The 22,962-nt window shown below is 72.9% G+C and carries 21 protein-coding genes and 1 tRNA gene; 11 read left to right on the forward strand and 11 right to left on the reverse strand.

Features of this window, described 5'->3' with window-relative positions:
• Nucleotides 1-107 precede the first annotated feature (107 nt).
• Complete coding sequence (locus LCD35_RS07465; RefSeq protein WP_224966652.1) at nucleotides 108-893, reverse strand: MBL fold metallo-hydrolase; 786 nt, start codon at nucleotides 891-893, stop codon at nucleotides 108-110.
• Nucleotides 890-1,729 (reverse strand): NUDIX domain-containing protein, encoded by an 840-nt coding sequence (locus tag LCD35_RS07470; RefSeq protein WP_224957251.1) that lies wholly within the window; start codon nucleotides 1,727-1,729, stop codon nucleotides 890-892. Before LCD35_RS07470 ends, LCD35_RS07465 begins: the two co-directional genes overlap by 4 nt.
• A 136-nt stretch (nucleotides 1,730-1,865) precedes the next feature.
• Between LCD35_RS07470 and LCD35_RS07475 the strand changes: the two genes are divergently transcribed.
• Nucleotides 1,866-2,759 (forward strand): Gfo/Idh/MocA family protein, encoded by an 894-nt coding sequence (locus tag LCD35_RS07475; RefSeq protein ID WP_224957249.1) that lies wholly within the window; start codon nucleotides 1,866-1,868, stop codon nucleotides 2,757-2,759.
• A gap of 31 nt (nucleotides 2,760-2,790) precedes the next feature.
• Here LCD35_RS07475 and LCD35_RS07480 read toward each other — a convergent pair whose 3' ends face one another.
• From LCD35_RS07480 to LCD35_RS07495, 4 genes are all read right to left on the reverse strand, one after another.
• Complete coding sequence (locus LCD35_RS07480; RefSeq protein ID WP_225043950.1) at nucleotides 2,791-4,092, reverse strand: hypothetical protein; 1,302 nt, start codon at nucleotides 4,090-4,092, stop codon at nucleotides 2,791-2,793.
• Between the two features lie 35 nt (nucleotides 4,093-4,127).
• On the reverse strand, nucleotides 4,128-4,736 hold the full coding sequence (locus LCD35_RS07485) for a hypothetical protein (RefSeq protein ID WP_225043951.1): 609 nt from the start codon (nucleotides 4,734-4,736) through the stop codon (nucleotides 4,128-4,130).
• A gap of 385 nt (nucleotides 4,737-5,121) precedes the next feature.
• Nucleotides 5,122-5,580, reverse strand: coding sequence for a RidA family protein (locus LCD35_RS07490; RefSeq protein ID WP_224957246.1), 459 nt, complete (start codon nucleotides 5,578-5,580; stop codon nucleotides 5,122-5,124).
• Between the two features lie 2 nt (nucleotides 5,581-5,582).
• On the reverse strand, nucleotides 5,583-5,747 hold the full coding sequence (locus LCD35_RS07495; protein ID WP_224957245.1) for a DUF4177 domain-containing protein: 165 nt from the start codon (nucleotides 5,745-5,747) through the stop codon (nucleotides 5,583-5,585).
• Nucleotides 5,748-6,016: 269 nt separating this feature from the next.
• On the opposite strand from LCD35_RS07495, the gene LCD35_RS07500 reads away from it, so the two are divergent.
• Both LCD35_RS07500 and LCD35_RS07505 read left to right on the forward strand, forming a co-directional pair.
• Nucleotides 6,017-7,018, forward strand: a complete 1,002-nt coding sequence (locus tag LCD35_RS07500; protein WP_225043952.1) for an ArsA-related P-loop ATPase — start codon at nucleotides 6,017-6,019, stop codon at nucleotides 7,016-7,018.
• Nucleotides 7,015-8,145 (forward strand): ArsA family ATPase, encoded by a 1,131-nt coding sequence (locus tag LCD35_RS07505; protein WP_224957243.1) that lies wholly within the window; start codon nucleotides 7,015-7,017, stop codon nucleotides 8,143-8,145. The genes LCD35_RS07500 and LCD35_RS07505 overlap by 4 nt, the downstream gene beginning before the upstream one ends.
• Nucleotides 8,146-8,281: 136 nt before the next feature.
• On the opposite strand, the gene LCD35_RS07510 is transcribed toward LCD35_RS07505, so the two are convergent.
• Entirely contained in the window at nucleotides 8,282-8,581 is a 300-nt protein-coding gene (locus tag LCD35_RS07510; RefSeq protein WP_184483638.1) for a WhiB family transcriptional regulator, read from the reverse strand.
• A 246-nt stretch (nucleotides 8,582-8,827) separates the two neighbouring features.
• Here LCD35_RS07510 and LCD35_RS07515 point away from each other — a divergent pair, with 246 nt between their 5' ends.
• From LCD35_RS07515 to LCD35_RS07535, 6 genes are all read left to right on the forward strand, one after another.
• Nucleotides 8,828-11,248: a transglycosylase domain-containing protein gene (locus LCD35_RS07515; RefSeq protein ID WP_225043953.1), complete on the forward strand. Its 2,421-nt coding sequence runs from the start codon at nucleotides 8,828-8,830 to the stop codon at nucleotides 11,246-11,248.
• A gap of 23 nt (nucleotides 11,249-11,271) precedes the next feature.
• Nucleotides 11,272-12,054 (forward strand): siderophore-interacting protein, encoded by a 783-nt coding sequence (locus LCD35_RS07520; protein WP_225043954.1) that lies wholly within the window; start codon nucleotides 11,272-11,274, stop codon nucleotides 12,052-12,054.
• A gap of 207 nt (nucleotides 12,055-12,261) precedes the next feature.
• Entirely contained in the window at nucleotides 12,262-13,200 is a 939-nt protein-coding gene (locus tag LCD35_RS07525; RefSeq protein WP_225043956.1) for a metallophosphoesterase, read from the forward strand.
• A gap of 49 nt (nucleotides 13,201-13,249) precedes the next feature.
• Nucleotides 13,250-13,323, forward strand: a tRNA-Pro gene (locus LCD35_RS07530).
• Between the two features lie 528 nt (nucleotides 13,324-13,851).
• The gene (locus LCD35_RS29845; protein WP_255614516.1) at nucleotides 13,852-13,977 is read left to right on the forward strand and encodes a hypothetical protein; all 126 of its coding nucleotides are present in this window, start codon (nucleotides 13,852-13,854) and stop codon (nucleotides 13,975-13,977) included.
• A 690-nt stretch (nucleotides 13,978-14,667) separates the two neighbouring features.
• Entirely contained in the window at nucleotides 14,668-14,898 is a 231-nt protein-coding gene (locus LCD35_RS07535; RefSeq protein WP_224957239.1) for a hypothetical protein, read from the forward strand.
• A gap of 250 nt (nucleotides 14,899-15,148) precedes the next feature.
• Here the strand turns inward: LCD35_RS07535 and LCD35_RS07540 are convergent, their stop codons facing one another.
• Entirely contained in the window at nucleotides 15,149-16,156 is a 1,008-nt protein-coding gene (locus LCD35_RS07540) for a hypothetical protein (protein WP_224966648.1), read from the reverse strand.
• A 133-nt stretch (nucleotides 16,157-16,289) separates the two neighbouring features.
• Between LCD35_RS07540 and LCD35_RS07545 the strand changes: the two genes are divergently transcribed.
• Nucleotides 16,290-18,134, forward strand: a complete 1,845-nt coding sequence (locus LCD35_RS07545; protein ID WP_224957235.1) for a prolyl oligopeptidase family serine peptidase — start codon at nucleotides 16,290-16,292, stop codon at nucleotides 18,132-18,134.
• 57 nt (nucleotides 18,135-18,191) lie between these two features.
• Here the strand turns inward: LCD35_RS07545 and LCD35_RS07550 are convergent, their stop codons facing one another.
• The gene (locus tag LCD35_RS07550; protein WP_224978022.1) at nucleotides 18,192-20,012 is read right to left on the reverse strand and encodes an ABC transporter ATP-binding protein; all 1,821 of its coding nucleotides are present in this window, start codon (nucleotides 20,010-20,012) and stop codon (nucleotides 18,192-18,194) included.
• A gap of 463 nt (nucleotides 20,013-20,475) precedes the next feature.
• On the opposite strand from LCD35_RS07550, the gene LCD35_RS07555 reads away from it, so the two are divergent.
• Nucleotides 20,476-21,540, forward strand: coding sequence for an NADH:flavin oxidoreductase/NADH oxidase (locus LCD35_RS07555; protein ID WP_224957231.1), 1,065 nt, complete (start codon nucleotides 20,476-20,478; stop codon nucleotides 21,538-21,540).
• A 118-nt stretch (nucleotides 21,541-21,658) separates the two neighbouring features.
• Here LCD35_RS07555 and LCD35_RS07560 read toward each other — a convergent pair whose 3' ends face one another.
• Entirely contained in the window at nucleotides 21,659-22,147 is a 489-nt protein-coding gene (locus LCD35_RS07560) for a Dps family protein (protein ID WP_224957229.1), read from the reverse strand.
• 98 nt (nucleotides 22,148-22,245) lie between these two features.
• Nucleotides 22,246-22,806, reverse strand: coding sequence for an NADPH-dependent FMN reductase (locus LCD35_RS07565; protein ID WP_224957227.1), 561 nt, complete (start codon nucleotides 22,804-22,806; stop codon nucleotides 22,246-22,248).
• Nucleotides 22,807-22,962 lie beyond the last annotated feature (156 nt).

Raw genomic sequence — 22,962 nt, forward strand, 5'->3', positions numbered from 1 at the left:
CCGGGGCGGGGGGGGGCCGGCGCCCCCGGCCCCCCTACCCCCCCGTGGCCTCCCGCCCGGGCCGGCGGGCCGCGGGCCCCCCCCCCCCCGGGGGGGGGGGCCCGCGGTCAGCGTTCGCCGCGTTCCGCCAGGTAGGTCAGCTGGGCGGCGACGCTCCACGCGGCCGCTTCCCGCACCTCCGGCGGCACGTCGGCGTAGACGACCGCCACCACCTCGGCGGCGGTGACCTGCGGGCCGCGGGCGCGGACCACCTCGCGGATCTGGTCGAGCCGCTGCTCGCGGTGCGCCAGGTAGCCGTTCGCCACCTCGACCACGTCGGGCAGGTCCGGGCCGTGGCCGGGCAGCGCGGGCAGTCCGGCGGGCAGCGCCGCCAACGCCCGCAGCGAGGCCAAGTAGGAGCCCAGGTGCCCGTCCGGGTGCGCGACGACGGTGGTGCCGCGCCCCAGGATGGTGTCCCCGGTCAGCACCGCCTCCTGCCCGTCGCGCTCCGCGCGGAAGCACACCGAGTCGCGGGTGTGGCCGGGCGTGGCGAGCACGGTCAGCCGCACCCCGGAGGCCTCGACGACCTCGCCGTCGACCAGCGGGCCCGCGCCCGTGCACAGCTGCGGGTCCAGCGCCCGCACCGGCGCCCCGGCGCGCTCCGCGAGCTCCGCCGCGGACTCGGTGTGGTCGAAGTGGTGGTGCGTGAGCAGGACCAGCGACACCGGACCCTGCGCCAGGATCCGCTCCAGGTGCTCGTCCCCGGGGCCCGGGTCGACCACCACCCGGTCCGGTCCCGAGCCGAGCAGCCAGGTGTTGGTGCCGTCCAAGGTCATCGGTCCCGGGTTCGCGGCCAGCAGCACCGACGCGAACGGCGTCACCTGCCGCAGCAGGCCGTAGGAGGGGTGGGTCACCGGCCTTCCTCCTCGCCGCGGTAGCCGGGATCGCCGGGCAGCACCACGCGCCACGCGCCGTCCCGGTGTTCCAGCTGCGGGAGCACCTTGCCGAGCGGGCGCTGCACGTCCAGGGCCGCGGCGACGCTGCCGCAGGCCCCGACCTCGGACAACGTCACCCAGGTCGGCGGGAGCAGGCCGCAGCGCTGCTGCCGCCAGTCCTCCAGGGCGTCCTCCGGCGTGCTCCAGTACGCGCGGGAGGCCTCCGAGGTGACGCCGTCAGCGCGCTGCCCCTCCGGCATCGCGGCGAGGAAGAAGCGGGTGTCGTACCGGCGCGGCTCCTCCTCCGGGGTCACCCAGTTCGCCCACGGCCGCAGCAGGTCGGCGCGCAGCACCAGGCCCGCGTCGGCGAGGAACCCGGCCAGCGACAGCTCGCGGGACTCCAGCTTCGGCCGCGCGTCCGCGTACGGGCGGGTGTCGTCGACGACCGAGTCCGCGTCGGGACCGGCCAGCAGCACCCCGGATTCCTCGAAGGTCTCGCGGACCGCGGCGCACACCAGCGCCCGCGCGGTGTCCTCGGAGCACTCGAAGCGCTCGGCCCACCACCGCGGCGGCGGTCCGCTCCAGGTCACCGAGGCGTCGGCATCCCTGCGGTCCACGCCGCCGCCGGGGAACACGGTCATGCCACCGGCGAACGGCATGCCCTCGACGCGGCGCTGCAGGAACACCTCCGGCCCGCGGTCGCCGTCGCGCAGCAGCACGACGGTGGCGGCGTCCTTCGGCGTCGCGGGCGGATCGGGCCGTTCGGGCAGGACGAATCCGTCGGGCAGCGTCAGGTCCTCCGGCAAACGCACCATGCCGGTCACCTTAAGCGGAGAAGCGCGCCCGATCACCCCTGTGATCAAGATCAACAAAGGCGGTTTCCCCTGCCACCGGGCCACTTCTCCGGCCCCGAGGTCTGCGCGATGATCCGGACACGGGGACGATGACCGCATGAGCGGAGCACTTCGGGTCGGCATCGTCGGAGCGGGACCGTGGGCGAGGCGCGTGCACGCCCCCGGTGTGCACGCGCACCCCGGGATGCGGCTGGCCGCGGTGTGGTCGCGGCGCCCGGACACCGCGAAAGCGCTCGCCTACCACTACGACGCGGACGTCGCCGACGACTACGAGGCGCTGCTGGACGCCGTGGACGCCGTCGCGTTCGCCGTTCCCCCCGCGGTGCAGGGGGAACTGGCCGTGCAGGCCGCCCGCGAGGGCAAGCACCTCGTGCTGGAGAAACCGCTCGCCGGGGACGTGCCGTCCGCGGAGGCCGTGGCGGCGGCGGTGCGGCAGAGCGGCGTCGCGGCGCTGCTGGTGCTGACCCGCCGGTTCGCCCCCGAGGTCCGCGACTGGCTCACCGGGCTCGGGCACCTCGGCGGCTGGACCGGCGGTTCCGCGCAGTGGATCGCGGGCGGGCTGCTGTCCGGGGACTACGCGGCCACGCCGTGGCGGCAGGAGACCACCGGGGCGCTGCTGGACGCGGGACCGCACGCGCTGGACCTGCTGGACGCCGCGCTCGGCCGGATCACCCGGGTGCACCACGCGCGCCGGGACGAGTCGGACATGTGGCAGCTGGTGCTGGAGCACGCCAGCGGCGCCAGCAGCACCCTCACCCTGTCGCTGCGGGTGCCGGTGCAACCCGCGCTCGTCGAGTTCACCCTCTACGGCAGCAACGGGAAGTCGCAGCTCACCGGCAGGCGCACCGCGGCGCACGAGTGCTACGCGCAGCTGCTGGACGAGTTCCTGGCGATGATCCGGTCCGGCCGCACGGCGCACCCGTGCGACGTGCGGCGCGGGCTGCACCTGCAACGCGTGCTGGACGGCGTGCAGCGCGCGGCCGAGCTCTGAACCCGGCCCGGTGCACCCGCGACCGGGCCGGTCAGCGCGGGTTGTCGATGGGCGGGAACCCACCGGTCGCCGAGCCCGGCATCGTGGAGTTCCACGAGTCCTGGCCCTGCGCACCGGACTTGTTGCCGACCGGCTGCGCCTGCTGCTCGCCGGAGGACGCGGGGCCCCCGCGGTCCTGCTCGCGCTGGGCGAGCTCCTCGTGCAGCTTGCGCAGCAGGTTCCGCTCCCGGTCGGTGAGCTTGGCGTCGACCGCGGCGGGGACGCGGGTGTTCTTCCCACCGCCCTGCTGCTGCGGCAGCTCCTGCTGCCGGGCCGGGTCCTGCTGGAGGTCCTCCGGGTTCACCGGGCGCTGGCGCAGCGTCTGCTCCGCGGCGACGGGCGCTTCCTCGCGGTTCGGGCGGGGCTGTTCCGCGACCGGTTCCGGGCGGGGCTGCTGCCGAGCAGGCGGCTTCTCCTCGCGGGCGGGTTCCGGGCGCACCTGCTCGCGGACCGGTTCGGGCCGCGGCGGTTCCGGGCGGACGGGTTCGGGACGTGCCTGGTCGTGGCGTGCCGAGTCGTGGGAGGCGGTCTCAGGAACCGGGGCCTCGGCGCGTCTTCCCGGCCCCGCGGCTGGCTCACCCGGGAGATCTGCTCCACCGCCGGCCTTGCTGCCCGCGGTGGCGCGCGGTGCCCGCGCGTGGTTCGCCGCACCGTTCGGGATCGCGACCTGGGCGGCCAGGTCGAGGTGCACCCGGCGGGCCGTGGCCAGCGCGTTGCGGTGGTACGGCGGCAGGTCCATGCCGCTGGTGAACACGTCCACCGAGCAGCCCACGCCGGCGCGCCGCAGCGCCTCCAGCAGCTGGTACCCGGCGGCGGTCACCGAGCCGTCCGCGCCGACCTCGGCGAGCAGCACCCGCCGCGGCACCGCGCCGTAGGTGACGCCCGCGGGCGTGGTGCGCCAGGTGCACCACAGGGCCCGCACGCCGTGCAGGCGACCCGCGATCGGGGCCAGCGCGTCGACCAGATCGTGGTCGGTGCGGTCCTGGTCGGGGTTCTCGCTGAACCGGTGCCCTTCGTCCTGCACCGCTTCCACCACGTGCAACCGGTCCGCGGGCGCGTGCGGCGAGCCTGCCTCGTCAAGCGAGCGGCGCAGGTGGTACTGCTCCGTCGAGGTCACCGGGATCCGGCCCGCCAGCAGGCAGCCGATCAGGAACTCGGCGGCCGCGTCGAGCTGCCCGATGCCGAGCATCTCGCGAACCGAATTGACGGCGTCGTCGTCCACCCGGCCGGTCAGGGCCAGCAGGAGGTTGTGCAGGCGTTCCACCGGCCCCGCACCCTCAGCGACGTCCACCACGAATGCCTCCTTCTACGGCGCCTGCACCGGCACCGTCAGCCACGATGTTTCACGAGTTCGTCGGCGCCCGAGCACACCAGCGCCGACTCGGCGAGCGCGGCGCGGTGGTAGGCGGTCGGTTCCACCTCGGGCGGCAGCACCTCGACGCACGGCTCGGAGTCCCCGAGCGCGCGCAGGATGCGTTGCAGTTCGCTGGTGAGCTCGACGGGGTCCGCGGAACCGGTCACCAGGATGATCCGCTTGGGCCGCGTTCCCGGCAGGTGCCGCCAGGAGCTGCGGGTTTCGCGCACGCCCTGCCTGCCGCGCAGCGTGGCGCCGAGGACCAGCACCGCCGGGTCGCCCTTGTCGTCCACGTGGGACTCGGCGCGGAAGTTGTAGCGGTCCGGATCCGCGCCGGGGAGCACGGCGTGCACCACGGACGGGTCGGCACCCAGCGGCAGCAGGGCTTCGGCGAGCCTGCGGTGGTCGGCGTCGGACAGCGCGACGCGTTCCCGCAGCAGCGTCGCGGGCAGTGAGCGCGCGAGGACGTCGGCCGCCCCGCCCGCCAGCCAGTCCCGGTAGCGCCAGAGGTGCCGGTCCGGCAGCCTCCCGGCAAGTCGAAGCAGCAGCTCGTGGCACAAGAGGTCCGTTTCGCGCACCGCCACGTCGCCCCCTCCCAGCTCGTTCGCTCGTCACCCGGTGCGAGCGACCCCCGCACCCCTCATGCCGAGAGCACTCGATCGGGGTGCACTCTCTCGCGCGGAGTAGCGGAGGAGCAAGCTCGATCGATCACTCGCCGGTGTTCATACCGCCGTTCGGGTGACGGCTTGCTGATCACCCGAAGTAGCGACGCCCGAAGCGTACTGGTTGGTAGACGGGGAGCGGGCCGTACCTGGCGAGAAACGGTCCCGCCGCCGGTCGCGACGCGGTCCGGCGCCCGGACCAAGATCACCCCGCACCGGCCCGGAACGCGGAAGAGGGGGCGCGGCACCGCGACCCCTCCACGACCGACGCCCGCCCGCGGACACCGCCGCGCGGCGGAACCGGCGCTCACGCCACTTCGACGATCATCTCCACCTCGACCGGAGCTCCCACCGGGAGCTCGGCGACGCCGACCGCGGACCGGGCGTGGCTGCCCGCCTCCCCGAAGATCTCGCCGATCAGCTCCGAAGCGCCGTTGATCACTGCGGGCTGGCCGGTGAAGCCCTCCGCGGACGCCACGAAACCGACGACCTTCACGACCCGCACGATCGAGTCCAGCCCGACCAGCGCGTCCACCGCGGCCAGCGCGTTCAGCGCGCAGGTGCGGGCGTGCGCCTTCGCCGACTCCGGGTCCACCTCGGCGCCGACCTTGCCCACCGCCGCCAGCTCGCCCCCGGCGAACGGGAGCTGCCCGGAGGTGAACACCTGCGACCCGCTGCGCACCGCGGGCACGTAGGCCGCGACCGGGGTCGCGACCGCGGGCAGCTCGATGCCCAGCTCGGCCAGCCGCTGCTTCCAGGCGCCCACGATCAGGACTCCTTCGGGCGCTTCAGGTAAGCGACGTGCTGCTCACCGGTCGGACCGGGCAGGACGGAAACGAGCTCCCAGCCGTCCTCACCCCACTGGTCCAGGATCTGCTTGGTCGCGTGGGTCAACAGCGGCACGGTCGCGTACTCCCATTTGGTCATGGTCACCAGCGTAGAGACGACCGGGTGCGAGGGCGCCGCTGCCCCGCGGGCGCGTTCACCCGGGTGAGCGCGTCCGCGTCATGCCCGGCCCGCCACCGCGTCCCACCTCCGGAACGCGCCCACCGGCGGGCGGAACTACTCAGGCCGGCGGACCCCGGTCGCCGCGGCACCTGAGCACCACGCGTCCGCGCCTACGCAGAACTACCGATGTGCGACCTGGAGATGGCTGCTACGTGCGGGAGACAGCGACCCCGGACCCCACCTACGCTGATCGTGTGACCGGATGGAACGCCGAACTCAACGACGCTCGGCTGCACATCGTCAGCGGCAAGGGCGGCACCGGGAAGACCACGGTCGCCGCCGCGCTGGCGCTGGCGCTGGCGACCGGGGGCCGCCGCGTGCTGCTGGTCGAGGTCGAGGGCAGGCAGGGCATCGCGCAGCTCTTCGACACCGCGCCGCTGCCCTACGCCGAGGAGACGATCGCCGCCGCACCCGGCGGAGGTGAGCTGCGGGCGCTGGCCATCGACGCCGAACCGGCGCTGCTCGAATACCTGTCGATGTTCTACAACCTCGGCTTCGCCGGGCGCACGCTGAAGCGGATGGGCACCATCGAGTTCGCCACCACGCTCGCCCCCGGTCTCCGGGACGTGCTGTTCACCGGCAAGGTCAAGGAGTGCGTCGGGCGCACCGACGAGCACGGCCGCCACGTCTACGACGCGGTGGTGCTGGACGCGCCGCCGACCGGGCGGGTCGTGAAGTTCCTGGACGTCACCCGCGCCATGGCCGACCTGGCGAAGGTCGGGCCCATCCGCGGCCAGAGCGAGGGCGTGGTGCGGCTGCTGCACTCCGGCGACACCGCGGTGCACCTGGTGACCCTGCTGGAGGACCTGCCGGTGCGGGAGACCCTGGAGGCCGTCGCCGAGCTGGACGCGGCCGAGCTGCGCCCCGGCGCGGTGCTGCTGAACCGGGTGCGGCCCGGGCACCTGCCCGCGCGCTCGGTGGCCGCCGCCGCGGCAGGCCGGGTCGACGCCGACCGGTTGCGCACCGGACTCGAAGCGGCCGGGGTGACCGCGGACGCCGAGCTGCTGGACGCGCTCACCGAGGAGACCGTGGAGCACGCGGTGCGCTCCCGGGCCGAGCAGGAGGCCGAGGAGCGGCTCGCGGCCGCCGACCTGCCGAGCGTGCGGCTGCCCGAGCTGACCGCCGGGATCGACGTGGCCGAGCTCTACGAGCTCGCCGAGATCCTCACCGAGCACGGCGTCGGGAGGTCGCGATGACGAGGCCCGCAGCGCTCGACGTCGACGGGCTGCTCGACGATCCGGCGAACCGCGTCGTGGTCTGCTGCGGCTCCGGCGGCGTCGGCAAGACCACCACGGCCGCCGCGCTGGCGGTGCGCGCCGCTGAGCGGGGCCGCAAGACCGTGGTGCTCACCATCGATCCGGCGCGGCGGCTCGCGCAGGCGCTGGGCATGCGGGAGCTGGACAACCAGCCGCGGCAGGTGGTGCTCGACGACTTCGAGCCCACCGGCGACCTGAACGCGATGATGCTGGACATGCGGCGCACCTTCGACGACATGGTGCTCGCGCACGCGGGCGAGGAGCGGTCCAGGCAGATCCTGGAGAACCCCTTCTACCAGACGATCTCCACGTCGTTCTCCGGCACGCAGGAGTACATGGCGATGGAGAAGCTCGGCCAGCTGGCCGCCTCCGGCGAGTGGGACCTGATCGTCGTGGACACGCCGCCGAGCCGGTCCGCGCTGGACTTCCTGGACGCGCCGCAGCGGCTGTCCACGGTGCTCGACGGCCGGTTGATCAAGCTGCTGTCCTCGCCGGCGAAGGCGAGCGGCAAGGGCCTGCGGAAGATCGTCGGCGCCGGGTTCGGGATGTTCTCGAAGGCCGTGTCCACGGTGATCGGCGGCCAGCTGCTGGCCGACGCCTCCGCGTTCGTGCAGGCCTTCGACTCGACGTTCGGCGGGTTCCGGGAGCGCGCCGACCACACCTACCGGCTGCTGCGCTCCCCCGGCACGTCCTTCGTGGTGATCGCCGCGCCGGAGCCGGACGCGCTGCGCGAGGCGTCGTTCTTCGTGGAGCGGCTCACCGCCGAGGGCATGCCGCTGGCCGGGCTGGTCGCCAACCGCACCCATCCGGTGTTCGCGGAGCTGACGGGCAGCCGCGCGCTGTCGGCCGCCGAGCAGCTGGACGCCGCCGGAACATCCCCGCTGACCGCGGCGGTGCTGCGGGTGCACGCCGACCGGGTCGCGGTGGCCGACCGGGAGCGGCGGATGCTCGCCCGGTTCACCCGCGCGCACCCGGAGGTGGCGCTGGTGGGCGTGCCCGCGCTTCCCGCGGACGTGCACGATCTGGACGGCTTGCGGGAGATCGGCCGGCGACTCGCGGCGGAATAATCCAAATATTCCTGGCAGCAAGAATGCGCAATCCGGTGCTCACAATCCGTCGGATCGCCATTGCGCTGAACGAGTGAACGGGTTTCCGGGCGGCCCGAAAAAACGAGCCGCCCGGACCGTGATCACGACGGGCTAATCAGCCCACCTGGTACTCGTCGATGTCGGCGTAGTCGTCCCGAGCGGCTTCCAGAAGCTCCCGCCAGTTGCGGACTTCCGGACGGCGGCGCAACAGCGCGCGCCGCTCCCGCTCGGTCATTCCACCCCACACGCCGAACTCGATCTTGTTGTCGAGCGCCTCTCCGAGGCACTCCGTCCGCACCGGGCAGCCGAAGCAGATCATTCGCGCTTTGCGCTGCTCAGCTCCCCTGACGAACAACTGGTCCGGATTCTCATCCCGGCATGCTGCCTGAACCCGCCAGTCCCCCTGCTCGAACATAAGGCTCCCCCAGCTCCTCACTGGATCGTCGGCGACCGAATTTCGTCCGGAGCCCCCCGGCACCGGATGCCGCGGCGCATGGTGCGCCGTAACGATGCTGTCGCTGGACGTGGACGAACTTTAGAGCCTTTCGGTTCCACAACCAAACAAGGGTTGTCGCTCCGTTATCTTTGACCCTCATCACATCGGGCGGAACCGCCTGACACCGGCGTGTTGATGTCGGTAAAACCACTTAGTCTTGCCGTCGTGCGTGTCCGGGACAGCTTGCTGAAGCTCTTCGGCCTGTGTGTGCTCGCCGGAGTTCTCGTCGCCGGGATGCTCTTCCCGGCCGCCGGGGCTCTCGGAGTGGTGTCCAACCGCGCGGGTGACGCGGTGAACAACCTCTCCTCCGAGCTGATGACGCAGGACCCTCCGCTCGTGACCACGGTCACCGACCGGGCCGGGGTGCCGATCGCCTACCTCTTCGACCAGAACCGGACGCCCGCGGCGCCCGACCAGATCTCCGACCAGATGAAGGCGGCGATCACCTCGATCGAAGACCGCCGGTTCTTCGAGCACGAGGGCGTCGACTGGGCGGGCACGGTGCGCGCGGCCGTCACCAACCAGATGTCCGGCGAGATCGCCCAGGGCGGGTCCACGCTCACCCAGCAGTACGTGAAGAACTACCAGGTGCACGTGGTCGCCGCCGACGACCCGGTCAAGCAGGCCAAGGCCGTCGAGCAGACCCCGGCGCGCAAGCTGCGGGAGATCCGGATCGCGCTGCAGCTGGAGAAGCGGCTGGGCAAGCAGGAGATCCTCGCCCGCTACCTGAACGTGGTGCCGTTCGGGAACCAGACCTACGGGGTCGCCGCCGCCGCCCGCACCTACTTCAACACCACCCCGGACGAGCTGGACGTGCCGCAGTCCGCGCTGCTGGCGGGCATCGTGAACAGCCCCAGCGCGCTGAACCCGGCGACGAACCCGGACGAGGCCACGCTGCGGCGCAACATCGTCATCGACTCCATGCAGGCGCAGCACCGGATCGACCGGCGCACCGCCGACGCCGCCCGCGCCGCGCCGCTCGGGCTCGTCTCGCCGCTGAACACGCTGCCGAACAACTGCGTGGGCGCCGGGCCCGCCGACGGCTTCTTCTGCAAGTACGTCGTCGACTACCTGCAGAACGCCGGGTTCGCCGAGCAGGACCTGCGCACCGGCGGCTACACGATCCGCACCACCCTCGACCAGAAGGCCACCGACGCCGCGAAGCAGGCCGCCGAGAAGCACGTGCCGCGCGACACCAAGGGCATCGCGAACGTGATGGCCGTCGTCGAACCCGGCAAGGACAAGCACGAGGTGCGGGCGCTGGTCGCCAACCGCGACTTCGGCAACGACGCCGAACGCGGCCAGACCTCGTACCCGCTGCCCAGCGGCGTCGCGAAGTTCGGCGCCGGATCGGTCTACAAGGTGTTCACCGCCGCGGCCGCGCTGGAGAAGGGGATGGGGATCCAGAACACCATCCAGGCGCCCGGCCACTACACCTCCACCGTGTACCGCAACGGGTCGGCGCCCTACACCGTCGGCAACGCCGAAGGCGTCAACCCGGGGCCGCGGACCTTGCAGAAGGCGCTCGCGACCTCGCCGAACACCGCCTTCGTCGCACTGCAGGAACGGGTGGGGCTGGACCAGACGGTGGACATGGCGACCCGCCTCGGGATGCGGCAGACGCTGCTGCACTCGAACTTCCAGGGCGACCCGCTCGCCCCGAACGGCGCCAACGGGCCGTCGATGGCCGACGTGGTCAAGGAGAAAAAGATCGGGGCGTTCACGCTCGGCTTCGGGCCCACCAGCCCGCTGGAGCTGGCGAACGTCTCGGCGACCCTGATGAGCGGCGGCACCTGGTGCCCGCCGACGCCGGTCGACCAGATCATCGACCGCAACGGGAACCCGATCTCGATCACCGAGGATCCGTGCGAGCAAGCCGTGGACGAGGGCCTCGCGAACGCGATGGCCGTCGGCATGAGCCAGGACGACCAGGCTGGCGGCACCGCGTACGGCGCCGCGAACAGCGCGGGCTGGTCGCGGCCGATCGCGGGCAAGACGGGGACCACCGAAGCCCACCAGTCCGCCGGGTTCATCGGCGCCACCCCGCAGTTCGCCGGCTCGGTGCTCACCTTCTCCGACGGCACCAACCCGCAGGGCATCTGCGACAGCACGCCGCCGACGCTGTGCGGGGCCAACGGCGGCAACATCTACGGCGGCAAGGTCCCGGCGCGGACCTGGTTCGAAGCCATGACGAAGATCCACGAGGGCCTGCCCACGATGGAGCTCCCCGAGGTGACCGACCGCTACGAGAACGGCGGCGACGAGTTCCAGGTGCCCAACGTCGTCGGCATCAGCGCCGAGCGGGCCAAGCGCACCCTGGAGAAGGCCGGTTACAAGGTCGAGCAGCGCTCGGTCAACAGCGAACGCCGCAAGGGCTCGGTCACCAGCCAGACGCCGCGCGGCTTCGCGCTGCCCGGCGAGACGGTGACCCTGTCGGTGAGCACCGGGTACGTGCCGCCGCCGTCCACCGCGCCGACACCCTCGCCCCCCCCGCCCCCCGCGCCGGGCGAACCGGGACGGCCGCCGGGCGAGCAGCAGCCGGATCCGCCGTTCGTGCCGATCCCGCCGGGCATCTTCCCGCCCTGACCGGCTCCCTACACTCGGCTGCTGTGACGAACACGCAGGCGAGCACGCGGCGGGTGCGGTCCCGGTACCGGCTGCTGCGGGTGGACGAGGTCGAGCGGATCACGCCGCGGATGGTGCGGGTCGTGCTCGGCGGCGACGAGCTCGCCGACTTCGACAGCACCGGCAGCGACCAGCGGATCAAGCTCTGCCTGCCGCGGCCCGGGCAGCCGATGCCGCTGGGCCGCGACCGCGCCGAGGTCTTCGCGCTGCCGCGGCAGCAGCAGCCGAAGCAGCGCACGTACACGGTGCGCTGGTTCGACGCGGCGCGGCGGCGGCTCGCGATCGACCTGGTGGTGCACGACCACGACGGCCCCGGCTCGACCTGGGCCCGCGACGTGGAAAGCGGGTCGCAGGTCGTGGCCGTCGGCCCGAGCCCCTCCTACCGGCCGGACCCGGCCGCGGACCGGCTCGTGCTGGCCGGCGACGAGACGGCGCTGCCCGCGATGCTGGCGATGGTCGAGGAACTGGACGAGCGGGCCCGGGTCCGGGTGTTCGCCGAGGTCGCCGACGCGGCCGAGCACCAGGAGGTGCGCACCGCGGCGGACGTGGAGTGGACCTGGCTGCACCGGGACGGGGCCCCCGCCGGGCGGGGCTCGGTGCTCGCGGACGCGGTGCGGGCGGCGGATCTCGGGCCGCGGCCGGACGTCTGGGTGGGCGCCGAAGCCGAGGCCGTGCACGTCATCCGGGAGCACTGCCAGCAGGAGCTCGGCCTGGACCGGCGCCGGGTGTACGCCCTCGCCTACTGGCGCTACGCCACCGCCGCCTGATCGCCTGCCGTCCGACTCCTGCCGCGGTGGGGCGGGTGGTCGGCCTGGCTACGCGCTCGCTGCTCAGCGGCTTCGCCGCCGACGGGGAACGACAGGGGACCGCTGCTGTTCAGGGGGTCTGGGGTGGTGATCGGGCGGTGCCCTCCCGAGCGTCGCGGGTCCGCCACCGGTCGTAGGCTGGGCGACGTGAACAAGCTCGGTCGGATCATGCTCGCCGGCGGCGCACTGGGTGCCGCGACCTTCGGCTACGCCGCAGGTGTCGAACGAACGCACTGGACGCTGCGCCGCGCCACCGTGCCGGTGCTCGCGGAAGGCGCGCCGGAACTGCGCATCCTGCACATCTCCGACCTGCACATGATGCCGAACCAGCGGTCCAAGCAGCGCTGGGTCGCCGCCCTCGACGAGCTCGCCCCCGACCTCGTGGTCAACACCGGCGACAACCTCGCCCACCCGCAGGCGGTGCCCGCGGCGCTGCGCGCGATGGGGTCGCTGCTGGACCGGCCCGGGGTGTTCGTGTTCGGCAGCAACGACTACTACGGGCCGAAGCCGAAGAACCCGGCGCGCTACCTGCTGCCCTCGGCGAAGACAAAGCGCATCCACGGCGATCCGCTGCCGTGGCGGGACCTGCGCGCGGCGATGACCGAACGCGGCTGGACGGACGTCACGCACCGCTGGCACGACGTGAAGATCTCCGGGATCCGGATCCACGTGGCCGGACTGGACGACCCGCACCTGAAGCGGGACAAGTACTCGAAGATCGCGGGCGACCCGCCGCAGGAGGCGCAGCTGCGGCTGGGCCTGACGCACTCGCCGGAACCGCGGGTGCTGGACGCCTTCGCCGACGACGGGTACGACCTGGTGCTGGCCGGGCACACCCACGGCGGGCAGCTGCGCGTTCCCGGTTACGGCCCGATCGTGACGAACTGCGAGCTGGACCGGGCGCGGGCGCGCGGCGCGTCCACGTGGGGCGACATGCACCTGCACGTGTCGGCGGGGCTGGGCACCTCCCCGTACGCGCCGGTGCGGTTCGCCTGCCCGCCGGAGGCGACGCTGTTGACGCTGGTCCCGCGCTCGCAGGGCGCCGCGCCGAAGGCCACCGGACTGTTCGGGAACCCCCCTTCCGGGGCCCGCGCGAACATCCGCTAGACTTTGCTCAGCGGCGGACGAGCACCCGAGATGTTCGCCGTTGAGTGATCGGGGTGTGGCGCAGCTTGGGAGCGCGCTTCGTTCGGGTCGAAGAGGTCGTGGGTTCAAATCCCGCCACCCCGACAGGTAGAGGGCCTGGTCAGGACTCCAGCAGGAGTTCCGGCCAGGCCCTTTTCTCGTCTCCGGATCACCTCTTGGGAGAAGACCGGGAGACGATCTTGGTATCAGCTCTCCCGGCCGCTCCCCGCGCGCTCCTTCAGAACCTCGTCCAGAACGGTCACCGGCGACCGCGGAGACATGGCGAGCCGCGCGTCCAACGCTGTTTCCCATCCTGGCCTGGAGTACCGGTACGTGGCCGCGGTGCGCAGGGCGGGCTGCTGCCTGCTGGCTGCCGGTCGCGCCGGGCCGGACACCGCATGGTCTGCGCCCTTCCCACCGGACCCTCGTGGAGGAGTGGGGAACGCCCGCGGTGCCGGCCGATGAGCGAATCGGGCACACGGACACGTCGGTCCGGCGGCGCTACACGCAAGGTGACCACGGAGATGCGGTGCCCGTCGACACCCCGGCGGCGGGCCACGTCAGCCAGCCTGAGCCTCGGAAGACGTACGTCCGGCCGTGGCACGAACAGGGCTCCGGCTTCGCCTGGGAGACATGGTCCGCTACCTGATAGAGCAGAAGGCCGGCACCAAGGGTGGGTACGTCCACAACCGGAACCTCGGCAACGTGACCGGCACCGTGATCCAGGAAGGCGAGATCCACGGCAACATCTCGCTCTAGCCCGTTGCAGTGCGCAAATTCCGTGGCGCGCGGAGAACGGCGCGTGGGTGGGCAGGGCCGATCATGACGAGCTGGACCAGCCCTTAACCGGCTGTCCATGCAGTTTGCAGGCACCCGCACGCGATCAAGAGACGACGCCCATCACCGCCAGAATCGCGAACAGCACCAGCAGAACGACAATGGTGACGACGGCGGTGATGAGGCTCTTGATACCCACTACGGACACTCTCTTTCCATGGCTTGCGGACAGGGCGCAGCGAGATTAGAACATCCGGCCCGCCACCTCCCACCTCGATGCTGTTACAGAGCCGAACGAAGCCTGGAAGGGCAGCGGCGTGACACGCCGCCCACCGGCTGCTCGGCCTGGCCCGCGCTCAGCGCAGGCGGGCGCCGAGTTGACGCTCGCCGACTCCCCCAGGCCGCACCCGCGGTACCCGGCGGACGACGACCCGCGGCAGCACCGCACATTCCACGGCACTTCCGGCATATCGCCCGGAAAAGGACTCGACCGCTGAACTGGACGACGCTTTCAGCCGCTCCCGTTTCCGTTCACGGGAACGCCGAGGGTTTTCCCTCTACTGCGGAATCGACTCGGTCATCACCCGTTCCGGTGTTCTCGCACCCGTAGCATCAGGATGTGACGAATCCAACGGTCACTCGCAACTGAAGTCGATCCACGAGGTAGTTTTCATGCGTTTTCGCAAGAGCATCTCCGCACTCGTCCTCTGCGCCGCCGGTGCCGGTACCGCCGCGCTCGGCGCAGGTACGGCGCTCGCGGACGTCGACAAGGAATTCGGCCCGTACGACAGCATGGAGAAGTGCGGTAAAGCCGGAGAGGACCACCGCGGCGACGAAGGAATCGTCGGTTACCAGTGCGAGGAGAGGTCGGACGGCTTCTACTTGGTCGCCACTTACCGGTGACGACATTTCAAGCGTGACACCGGTGCTCGCCCACCTCGCGACGCCCATCCGCGCATTCGCGGAGCGGAACGGTCACGGGTAACGGGACCCGCGCATCCCAGCGGTGCGCCGCGCCTTTCGGAGATGCGCGACGGTGACCACCGGCGTGCTCGACCCGATCACGGACGGGGCGGCCGGGTGCTCCCCGCTACGGGGAGCACCCGGCCGGCCGTTCTCGCGTCGGAGGCCGGTTCGCGGTGCCGCCGGTCGATCAGGCGCAGGTCCAGCGGACCGGTTTCGACGGGCCCTTGAGCATCCCCGCGGTTCCGGTGAGCGCCGTTCCGTCCGGGCTGATCGAACGCGGGGCGACCTGCCAGCCGTTCATCCCGGGCAGCTGGGTCCGCTGCTCGCCGTCGACCAGAACGCCGTCCTGACCGGAGCCGGCGGGGGCGGCCCCCACGCCGCGGTCGTTGATCGCGCCCGAGCCCGCGACGGTGTCGGGCAGCGACTCGGCCGCCCCCGTGTCCAGGTTCCAGCGGATCGCGCCGTCGGGGCCGTCGCCGAACACCCACGACCCGCTGATCCCGGTCGCCTCCAGGTGCGCGTTCGGCGCGACGCCCGCGGGCCGCGGGAGCGGGGCGCCGGTGCCGTCCGGCCGCCAGACGTAGCCGACGGTCGGGGCGTCGGGGGTGTCGCCGTCGACGGTGCCGACCACCGTGCCGTCCGCCGCGACGTCGGTGGCGATGCCGCGCGGCCCGACCAGGTCGACGGGCTGGTCGGAGCCCGGCTTCCACACGACCGGGAGCTCCCCGGCCGCATCGGTGCGGAATCCGGCGATCACGCCGGAGTCGTTGATGCCGCGCGGCGTCACGTGCCCGGGCAGCACGTGGACCTCGCCGTCGCGCAGCACGTAGGGCCGCCGTTCGCCGTACTCGTCGAAGATTCCGCCGACCGCGACCCCGGCGGAGTTCACGTCGGTCAGCGCATCGGGCAGGTCGGCGGGCAGGTCCACGATCTCGCCGTCCCGCCACACCACGCCGACCTCGGTCTGCACCGGGTCGTGGCCCACGGCCCGGCCGACGGCGGTCCGCCCGTCCGCGCTGGCCCCCGCTACCCCGCCCTCGGTGGTGCCGGGCGGCAGCGGGAGTTCGCGGATCTCGCAGGCCGCGGGCGCGGCCGGTCCGGCGGCGGCCACCGCGGGGGCGGTCGCCACGACCGATCCGGCGAGCGCACCGCCCAGCCCGACGAGGCCGATCAGGGTCCTTGTTCCGAGTTCCACCACAGCTCCCTCGCGTTGTTCCACGACTCCGGGTGACGCGCGGCGGCGGTGCGGGGTTGCCCGGTCCCGGTGATCCGCCTCGGGCGAGTGGAAGGGGCGGCGCGGTGTCGGGGGCATCGGGCAGGATCGTGGGGTGAGCGAGTACCCAGACGCGAAGATTCCGCAAGAGCTGTTCGACGACGCCGAGCGGGAGGCCCGGTGGCGAGCGCGGTTCAGCGCACCTCGGGTGTCGCTGCCGGATTGGGCGCGGGAAGCGCCGGGCCGCAGCCTGTACGTCTCCAACGCCAGCGGTACCTGGGAGCTGTACGCGTGGGACCGCGAATCCGGTGCGCACCGCCAGGTCACCGACCGTCCGAACGGGACGTTCCACGGCACGCTGTCCGCCGACGGCGCTCGGGTGTGGTGGTTCGACGACACCGACGGCGACGAGTTCGGTTCCTGGGTGAGCGAGGACTTCGCCGCGGGCGGCGGGAAACCGGAACCGGCGCTGCCCGGGACGCACCCCGGCTATCCGGCCGGCTTGGAGCTCGGGCCGACGGTGACCGGGGTCGGCATGTCCACCGACGACGGGGTGACGGTGTGGGTGTCCCGCGCCGGCGGAGCCCCGGAGGTCGTCTACGAGCACGAGCAGGACGGTGGCCTGTCCGCGCTGTCCTGGGACGAGAGCCTGCTGGTGCTGTCGCACTCCGAGCACGGCGACAGCAGGCACCCGGCGCTGCGCGTGCTGCGGGTGGACGGTGCCGCGACCGTCGCGGACAAGTGGGACGGGCCGGGGAAGGGGCTGGACGCGCTGGACTTCGCGCCGGTCGCCGGAGATCCGCGGCTGCTGGTGCTGCACGAGCGGCACGGACGGGAAGAACTGCTGATCTGGGACGTGCTGGCCGACACCGAGCGGGAGATCGACCTCGGCCTGCCCGGTGAGGTGTCCGCGGACTGGTACCCGGACGGCACCGCGCTGCTGATCGCGCACACCCACCACGCGCGGACCACGATGCACCGCTACGACCTGGAGACGGGCGAGCTGGTGGAGCTGGCGACACCCGCGGGCACCGTCGGCGGCGCCTCGGTGCGCCCGGACCGCTCGGTCGAGTACTCGTGGTCGTCGGCGGCGACGCCGTCGCTGGTGCGGACGCTGCGCGCGGACGGCACCGACGAGGTGCTGCTGACCCCGCCCGGGGAGCGGCCGCCGGGGTCCGAGCCGGTGCGCGACGTGTTCGTGCCCGTCCCGCACGGCCCGAACGAGTCGGTGCACGCGCTGGTGTCCCGGCCGGAGGGCGCGGGTGACGGGCCGGTGCCGACGGTGTTCAACCTGCACGGCGGGCCGCACGCGGCGGACGAGGACCGGTTCTCCGCGTACCGGGCGGCGTGGCTGGACGCGGGCTTCGCCGTCGTCGAGATCAACTACCGGGGTTCGACCGGCTACGGCTCGGCGTGGCGGGACGCGATCGAGGGCAGGCCGGGCCTCACCGAGCTCGCCGACGTCGCGCACGTGCACGACTGGGCGGTGCGGGACGGGCTCACCACGCCCGAGCTGAGCGTGGTCGCCGGGGCGTCCTGGGGCGGCTACCTGACGCTGCTGGCGCTGGGCACCCAGCCGGAGCGGTGGGCGGGCGGTGTCGCCGGGGTGCCGGTCGCCGACTACGTCTCGGCGTACGCGGACGAGATGGAGCCGCTGCGCGCCTACGACCGGGCGCTGTTCGGCGGTTCGCCGGAGGAGGTGCCCGCGGTCTACGAGGAGTGCTCGCCGCTGACCTACGTGGACGAGGTGCGGGCGCCGGTGCTGGTGCTGGCCGGGGACAACGATCCGCGGTGCCCGATCCAGCAGATCCTGAACTACCTGGACCGGCTGGCGCAGCGGGAGGTGCCGTTCGAGTTCTACCGCTACGACGCCGGCCACGGCTCGCTGGTGGTGGCGGAGACCCTGCGCCAGGTCGCCGCGGAGATCCACTTCGCGCGCCGGGCGGTGGGCCGCGCCTGATCCGCTCCGCCCGGCCCGCCGCGCGCGGGCCGGGCGTTCAGCGGATTCCCAGCCGGTTCACGCGCGGCCACCACGGGCGCGGAGCGGATCGGTGAGCCCGGCCGGCCACGGGCGGTGCAGCCGCACGGTGGGCCGGTCGTCGGCCGCCGGGACGGGCAGCTCGCCGCTGAGCACGCGGCTCCGCGGGCGCGCGGGTTCGGCCACCCGCCCGCCGCGCAGCACCACCACTCGGTCGGCGAGCTCGGCCAGTTCCGGGTCGTGGCTGATCAGGATGGTGGTGCGGGTGCGGGACAGCTTGCGCAGCGGCGCGACCACGTTGGCCTTCGACTCGGCGTCCAGGCCGTTCGTGGGTTCGTCGAGCACCAGCACCGGGGTGCGGCGCAGCACCGCGCGGGCGATGGCGATGCGGCGGCGCTGTCCGCCGGACAGCAGCGCGCCGCGCTCGCCGAGGACCGTCTCGTAACCCTCCGGCAGGGCGCGGACGAACTCGTCGGCGTCGGCCTCCCGCGCGGCGGCGACGATCTCGGCCGGGGTGGCGTCCGGGCGGCCGAAGGCGATGTTCTCGGCGACGGTGCCGTGCAGCACGTCCGCCTCCTGCGGGACGAACGCGATCTGGTCGCGCACCACGTGCAGCGGCAGCCGGGTGAGGTCCACCCCGTCGAGCAGCACCCGCCCCGCCGCCGGGTCGTAGAAGCGCAGCAGCAGCTTCGCCAGCGTCGACTTCCCCACCCCGCTGGGCCCGGTGACCAGCACGAACTCGCCCGGCCGGATGGCCAGCCGGAAGTCGCGGAGCGCGTGCTCCGCCGCCCGCGGGTACCGGAAGGCGACGCGGTCGAACTCGACGGCGCGGCCGGGGCGCCCACCCGGCGGCAGCTGCGCGGTGCCGTCCGGGGCGTCGACCACCGCGGGCCGCGCATCGAGCAGTTCGACGAGCCGTTCCGCCCCGGCGCGGGCGGCGGTGACCGCCATCGTGATGCGGCCCAGGTCCTGCAGCGGCGGGTACAGGTAGCCGATGTAGGCGGCGAAGGCCATCAGCCCGCCGATGGTGATGCGGTCGGCGGAGATCTCCCAGACCCCGACGCCGATGACCAGCAGGATGCACACCGTCTCGACCACGGTGACCAGCGGCGCGTACGTCGAGGACAGCCGCGCCTCCACCAGCTTGGCGCGGAACCAGCGCATCGAGGCGGCGTGCAGCTTCGCGTCCTGCCGTTGCTGCTGGTTCGCGGATTGCACCAGCTCGACGTGCGAGAGGCCCTCCGCGACGGTGCTCGCGATCTCGCCGTTCGCGGCGCGCTCGGCCCGGGAGGCGTCGCGGATCCCGGCGGAGAACTTCCGGGCCACCAGCCAGAAGGCGGGCGCGAGCGCGAAGGACAGCAGCGCCAGGTCCCAGCGCAGGTACAGCGCGGCCCCCGCGTACAGCACGACGCCGAAAAGAGCGGTTCCCGTCTCCACCACTCCGGAGGCGACGAGCCTTTCCACCGATTCCACGTCACCGGACATCCGGGCGACGAGATCTCCCGTTCTCCGGCGCGCGAAGAAATCGGGCGACAATCGTTGGACGTGCGCGAAGACGTGCGCGCGCAATCGCACGAGGAATCGTTCCGCCGCGCGCGCGGAGAGGTAGGCCCCGCCGAACGAGGCGAGCGCGCCGGCCACCGCGATGCCCAGCCAGGCCGCCCCCGGCGCCCAGAAGGCGTCGAGGCTGCCCGCGGCCAGCGCGTCATCGGTGATCAGCATGAACATCCAGATCGCCGCGGTGTCGGCCAGCGCGGCGACCACCAGCAGCACCCCCGCGACCAGCAATCCGGCCCGTTCCGGGCGCAGGTGCGGGCGGAACCGGGCGAAGATCTCGCGGATCCCCGGCGCAGCGGTCATGATTCACCTCTCCAGTGCGCGATCGCGCGGAACGCCCGGAGGGGCGGCGGCGATGCGGACGCCGCCGACCCTCCGGTGCGGAGTCACTTCCGCGGCTGCTGCGGCCGGCCCGGGGCGGGCTGCTCGGGGCGCGGGAAGTGCGGGCGCTTGCCGGGAACCGGAATGGGGAATCCCATGGTGACCTCCTGGTCGATTCTCTTCTCTGATTTCGCCGGGCCGTTCGGCGCCGACATGAACGAAACTACCGGCGCAATTCGGCGGGAATCGACGCGAATGCGCTGCCAATTCCCTGGGAACGAACTGGGTGCGAACCGGAGGTTCCGCCGGGGTCGCGGATTCCCGGGAAGCGCGCGGCGGCCGCCCAGCGGGCTCCCAGCCGCGGCGGGTACGCGGGTGACCCACGTCTCGCGCGTTGTTCCGCTCAGCGCGGAATACCCGCGCGTGCAACTGCGTCATGGGGGTCATGAGCCATCTCTTCGACCCGTTGAAGCTGGGCGCCACCGAGATCCGCAACCGCGTCTGGGTGTCCCCCATGTGCCAGTACTCCGCCGTGGACGGGGTGCCGACCGATTGGCACCTGGTGCACCTCGGCCAGTTCGCCGTCGGCGGCGCCGGGCTGGTCATGGCCGAGGCCACCGCCGTCGCACCCGAAGGCCGCATCAGCGCCGCCGACACCGGGCTGTGGAACGACGAGCAGGTCACGGCCTGGCGCCGGATCACCGACTTCCTGCGCGAGCAGGGCTCCACCCCGGCCGTGCAGCTGGCGCACGCGGGCCGCAAGGCCTCCACCACGGCCCCGTGGGAGGGCGACGGCACGCTGCCCGCGGCCGACGGCGGCTGGCAGACCGTCAGCTCCACGTCGAACGCCTTCGGCGCGCTGGCCGCCCCCCGCGCGTTGACCGAGGACGAGGTCGCCGCGATCCCGCAGCAGTTCGCCGACGCCGCGCGCCGCTCCGCGGAAGCCGGGTTCGAGGTCGTCGAGCTGCACTTCGCGCACGGCTACCTGGCGCACCAGTTCTACTCGCCGCTGGTCAACGACCGCACCGACCGCTACGGCGGCGACTTCGACGGCCGGGTCCGGCTGCTGCTGGAGATCGTCGACGCGGTGCGCGAGGTGTGGCCCGCGGGACGCCCGCTGCTGGCGCGGCTGTCCGCGACGGACTGGGTCGAGGGCGGCTGGACCGGCGACGACTCCGTGCGGCTGAGCCGGCTGCTGGCCGAGCACGGCGTGGACCTCGTCGACGCCTCCACCGGCGGTGCGGTGCCCGACGCGCGGATCCCGGTCGGCTCCGGCTACCAGACCCGGTTCGCGCGGCAGATCAAGCTGGAGGCGGAGGTGCCGACCGGCGCCGTCGGCCTGATCACCTCACCGCAGCAGGCCGAGGAGGTCGTGTCCTCCGGTTCGGCGGACGCGGTGCTGCTCGGCAGGGAACTGCTGCGCGACCCGCACTGGCCGCTGCACGCCGCCGACGAGCTGCACGCCGAGAACATCTGGCCGAAGCAGTACGTGCGCGCCCGCCGCGCCTGACCGCGCCCCCGTGCCCGCCGGGCGCCGAGCTCGGCGGGGCGGGCGGCCCCTCATCGCACGTGGTTCGGCCCGGCGCCCGCTCCGTTCGAGCGAGCACCGGGCCGGGCCGTGCGGGTGGTCAGGACTCCGCGAGCTGGGCCTGCCACATCCAGTGCGACTTCTCCAGCTCCTGCGCGATCGCGATCAGCAGGTCCTGGCTCACCAGGTCGGTCTTGTCCGTCTCGTCGATCCGGCCGCGCAACCGGCGGATGACCGTCGCCAGCGCGTCGACGATGGCGGCGATGACCTCCTTGTCGGAGCGCCAACCGGCCTCGAAGCGCGGCACCCCGGAGGCCTCGGCCACGGTCGACGCCCGGCCGTCCGGGGAGACGCCCAGCGCGGAGGCGCGCTCCGCGACGTCGTCGGCGAAGCCGCGCGCGACCGAGACCAGCTCGTCCAGCTGGAGGTGCACGTCGCGGAAGAAGCGGCCGACGACGTTCCAATGGGCCTGCTTCGCCACGAGGTGCAGGTCGATCATGTCCAGCAGGGTCCCCTGCAAGGCCTTGCCGGTGATGTCCTGGTCGGAGTCGCCGAGCGGGCTGGAGATCGGGGACTTGGTGGCGGTCATCGCGTACCTCCTCGCACCGGGTGCGCAGTCGGTTCGGGCATGTCCCCCGGTGGTTACCCGCCGAGCCCGCCCGATAATCACCGATCGGCGGTGCGGAGTCAGGAGCGGCGCTGTTCGGCGAACTCGACCAGCTGGGTGCCGATGGTGCGCAACGTGCTCCCCAGCTTCGGGTCGGAGCAGGTCCCGTCCGGTTCGAACCGGGCCTCCGATGAGTTGACCGCGGCGCCGAGCGGCGTCGGCCAGCCGCGCAGCGAGTGCACCACCGAGCGCAGCGCCTGCAGCGTGGTCACCGCCGCCTGCCAGCCGTACGCGGCGCCGACGCAGCCGACGGCCCGGCCGTCCAGGTAGGGGCGCTCGTCGGCGCGGAGGTCCTCCGCGTAGTCCAGCGCGTTCTTGATCAGGCCGGAGATGGTGCCGTGGTAGCCGGGCGAGGACAGCACCACCCCGTCCGCCCCGCGCAGCGCGGCGACGAGCTCCCGCGCGGCCTCGGTGCGGTCGGTGAAGTGCGGGTCGTAGAACGGCAGCACCAGGTTCTCGCCGCCGATGGCGCGCACCTCGGCGCCCGCCTCGCGCGCCCCGGCGAGAACGGCGTGCATCGCGCGCTCGGACTGGGAGTCCGGGCGCACCGAACCGCCGATCCCCACCACGGTCACGGTCATCTTCGGATCCTTTCATCGGGGGCCGGCGGTGTCCTGCGGTCGCAGCCGGACGTCGATCACGCTACGACCTCCAGATAACTCGAAGTCAAAGGTCCGCGGCAGTGTCCCGGGTCACGACTACCTGCTAGTAGCCTCCCGGGCACGGTCCGTCCTCGG

Origin of the sequence: Saccharopolyspora sp. 6V (assembly GCF_020176785.1) — a bacterium.
GTDB lineage: Bacteria > Actinomycetota > Actinomycetes > Mycobacteriales > Pseudonocardiaceae > Saccharopolyspora_C > Saccharopolyspora_C gregorii.

Excerpts from the sequence above, each read along its gene's own strand:
- LCD35_RS07560 (WP_224957229.1), bottom strand. The coding sequence starts at position 22,147 with ATGACCGCCACCAAGTCCCCGATCTCCAGCCCGCTCGGCGACTCCGAC.
- LCD35_RS07555 (WP_224957231.1), top strand. The coding sequence starts at position 20,476 with ATGAGCCATCTCTTCGACCCGTTGAAGCTGGGCGCCACCGAGATCCGC.
- LCD35_RS07475 (WP_224957249.1), top strand. The coding sequence starts at position 1,866 with ATGAGCGGAGCACTTCGGGTCGGCATCGTCGGAGCGGGACCGTGGGCG.
- LCD35_RS07510 (WP_184483638.1), bottom strand. The coding sequence starts at position 8,581 with ATGTTCGAGCAGGGGGACTGGCGGGTTCAGGCAGCATGCCGGGATGAG.
- LCD35_RS07535 (WP_224957239.1), top strand. The coding sequence starts at position 14,668 with ATGCGTTTTCGCAAGAGCATCTCCGCACTCGTCCTCTGCGCCGCCGGT.
- LCD35_RS07470 (WP_224957251.1), bottom strand. The coding sequence starts at position 1,729 with ATGGTGCGTTTGCCGGAGGACCTGACGCTGCCCGACGGATTCGTCCTG.
- LCD35_RS07565 (WP_224957227.1), bottom strand. The coding sequence starts at position 22,806 with ATGACCGTGACCGTGGTGGGGATCGGCGGTTCGGTGCGCCCGGACTCC.
- LCD35_RS07525 (WP_225043956.1), top strand. The coding sequence starts at position 12,262 with ATGCTCGCCGGCGGCGCACTGGGTGCCGCGACCTTCGGCTACGCCGCA.
- LCD35_RS07505 (WP_224957243.1), top strand. The coding sequence starts at position 7,015 with ATGACGAGGCCCGCAGCGCTCGACGTCGACGGGCTGCTCGACGATCCG.
- LCD35_RS07550 (WP_224978022.1), bottom strand. The coding sequence starts at position 20,012 with ATGACCGCTGCGCCGGGGATCCGCGAGATCTTCGCCCGGTTCCGCCCG.
- LCD35_RS29845 (WP_255614516.1), top strand. The coding sequence starts at position 13,852 with ATGGTCCGCTACCTGATAGAGCAGAAGGCCGGCACCAAGGGTGGGTAC.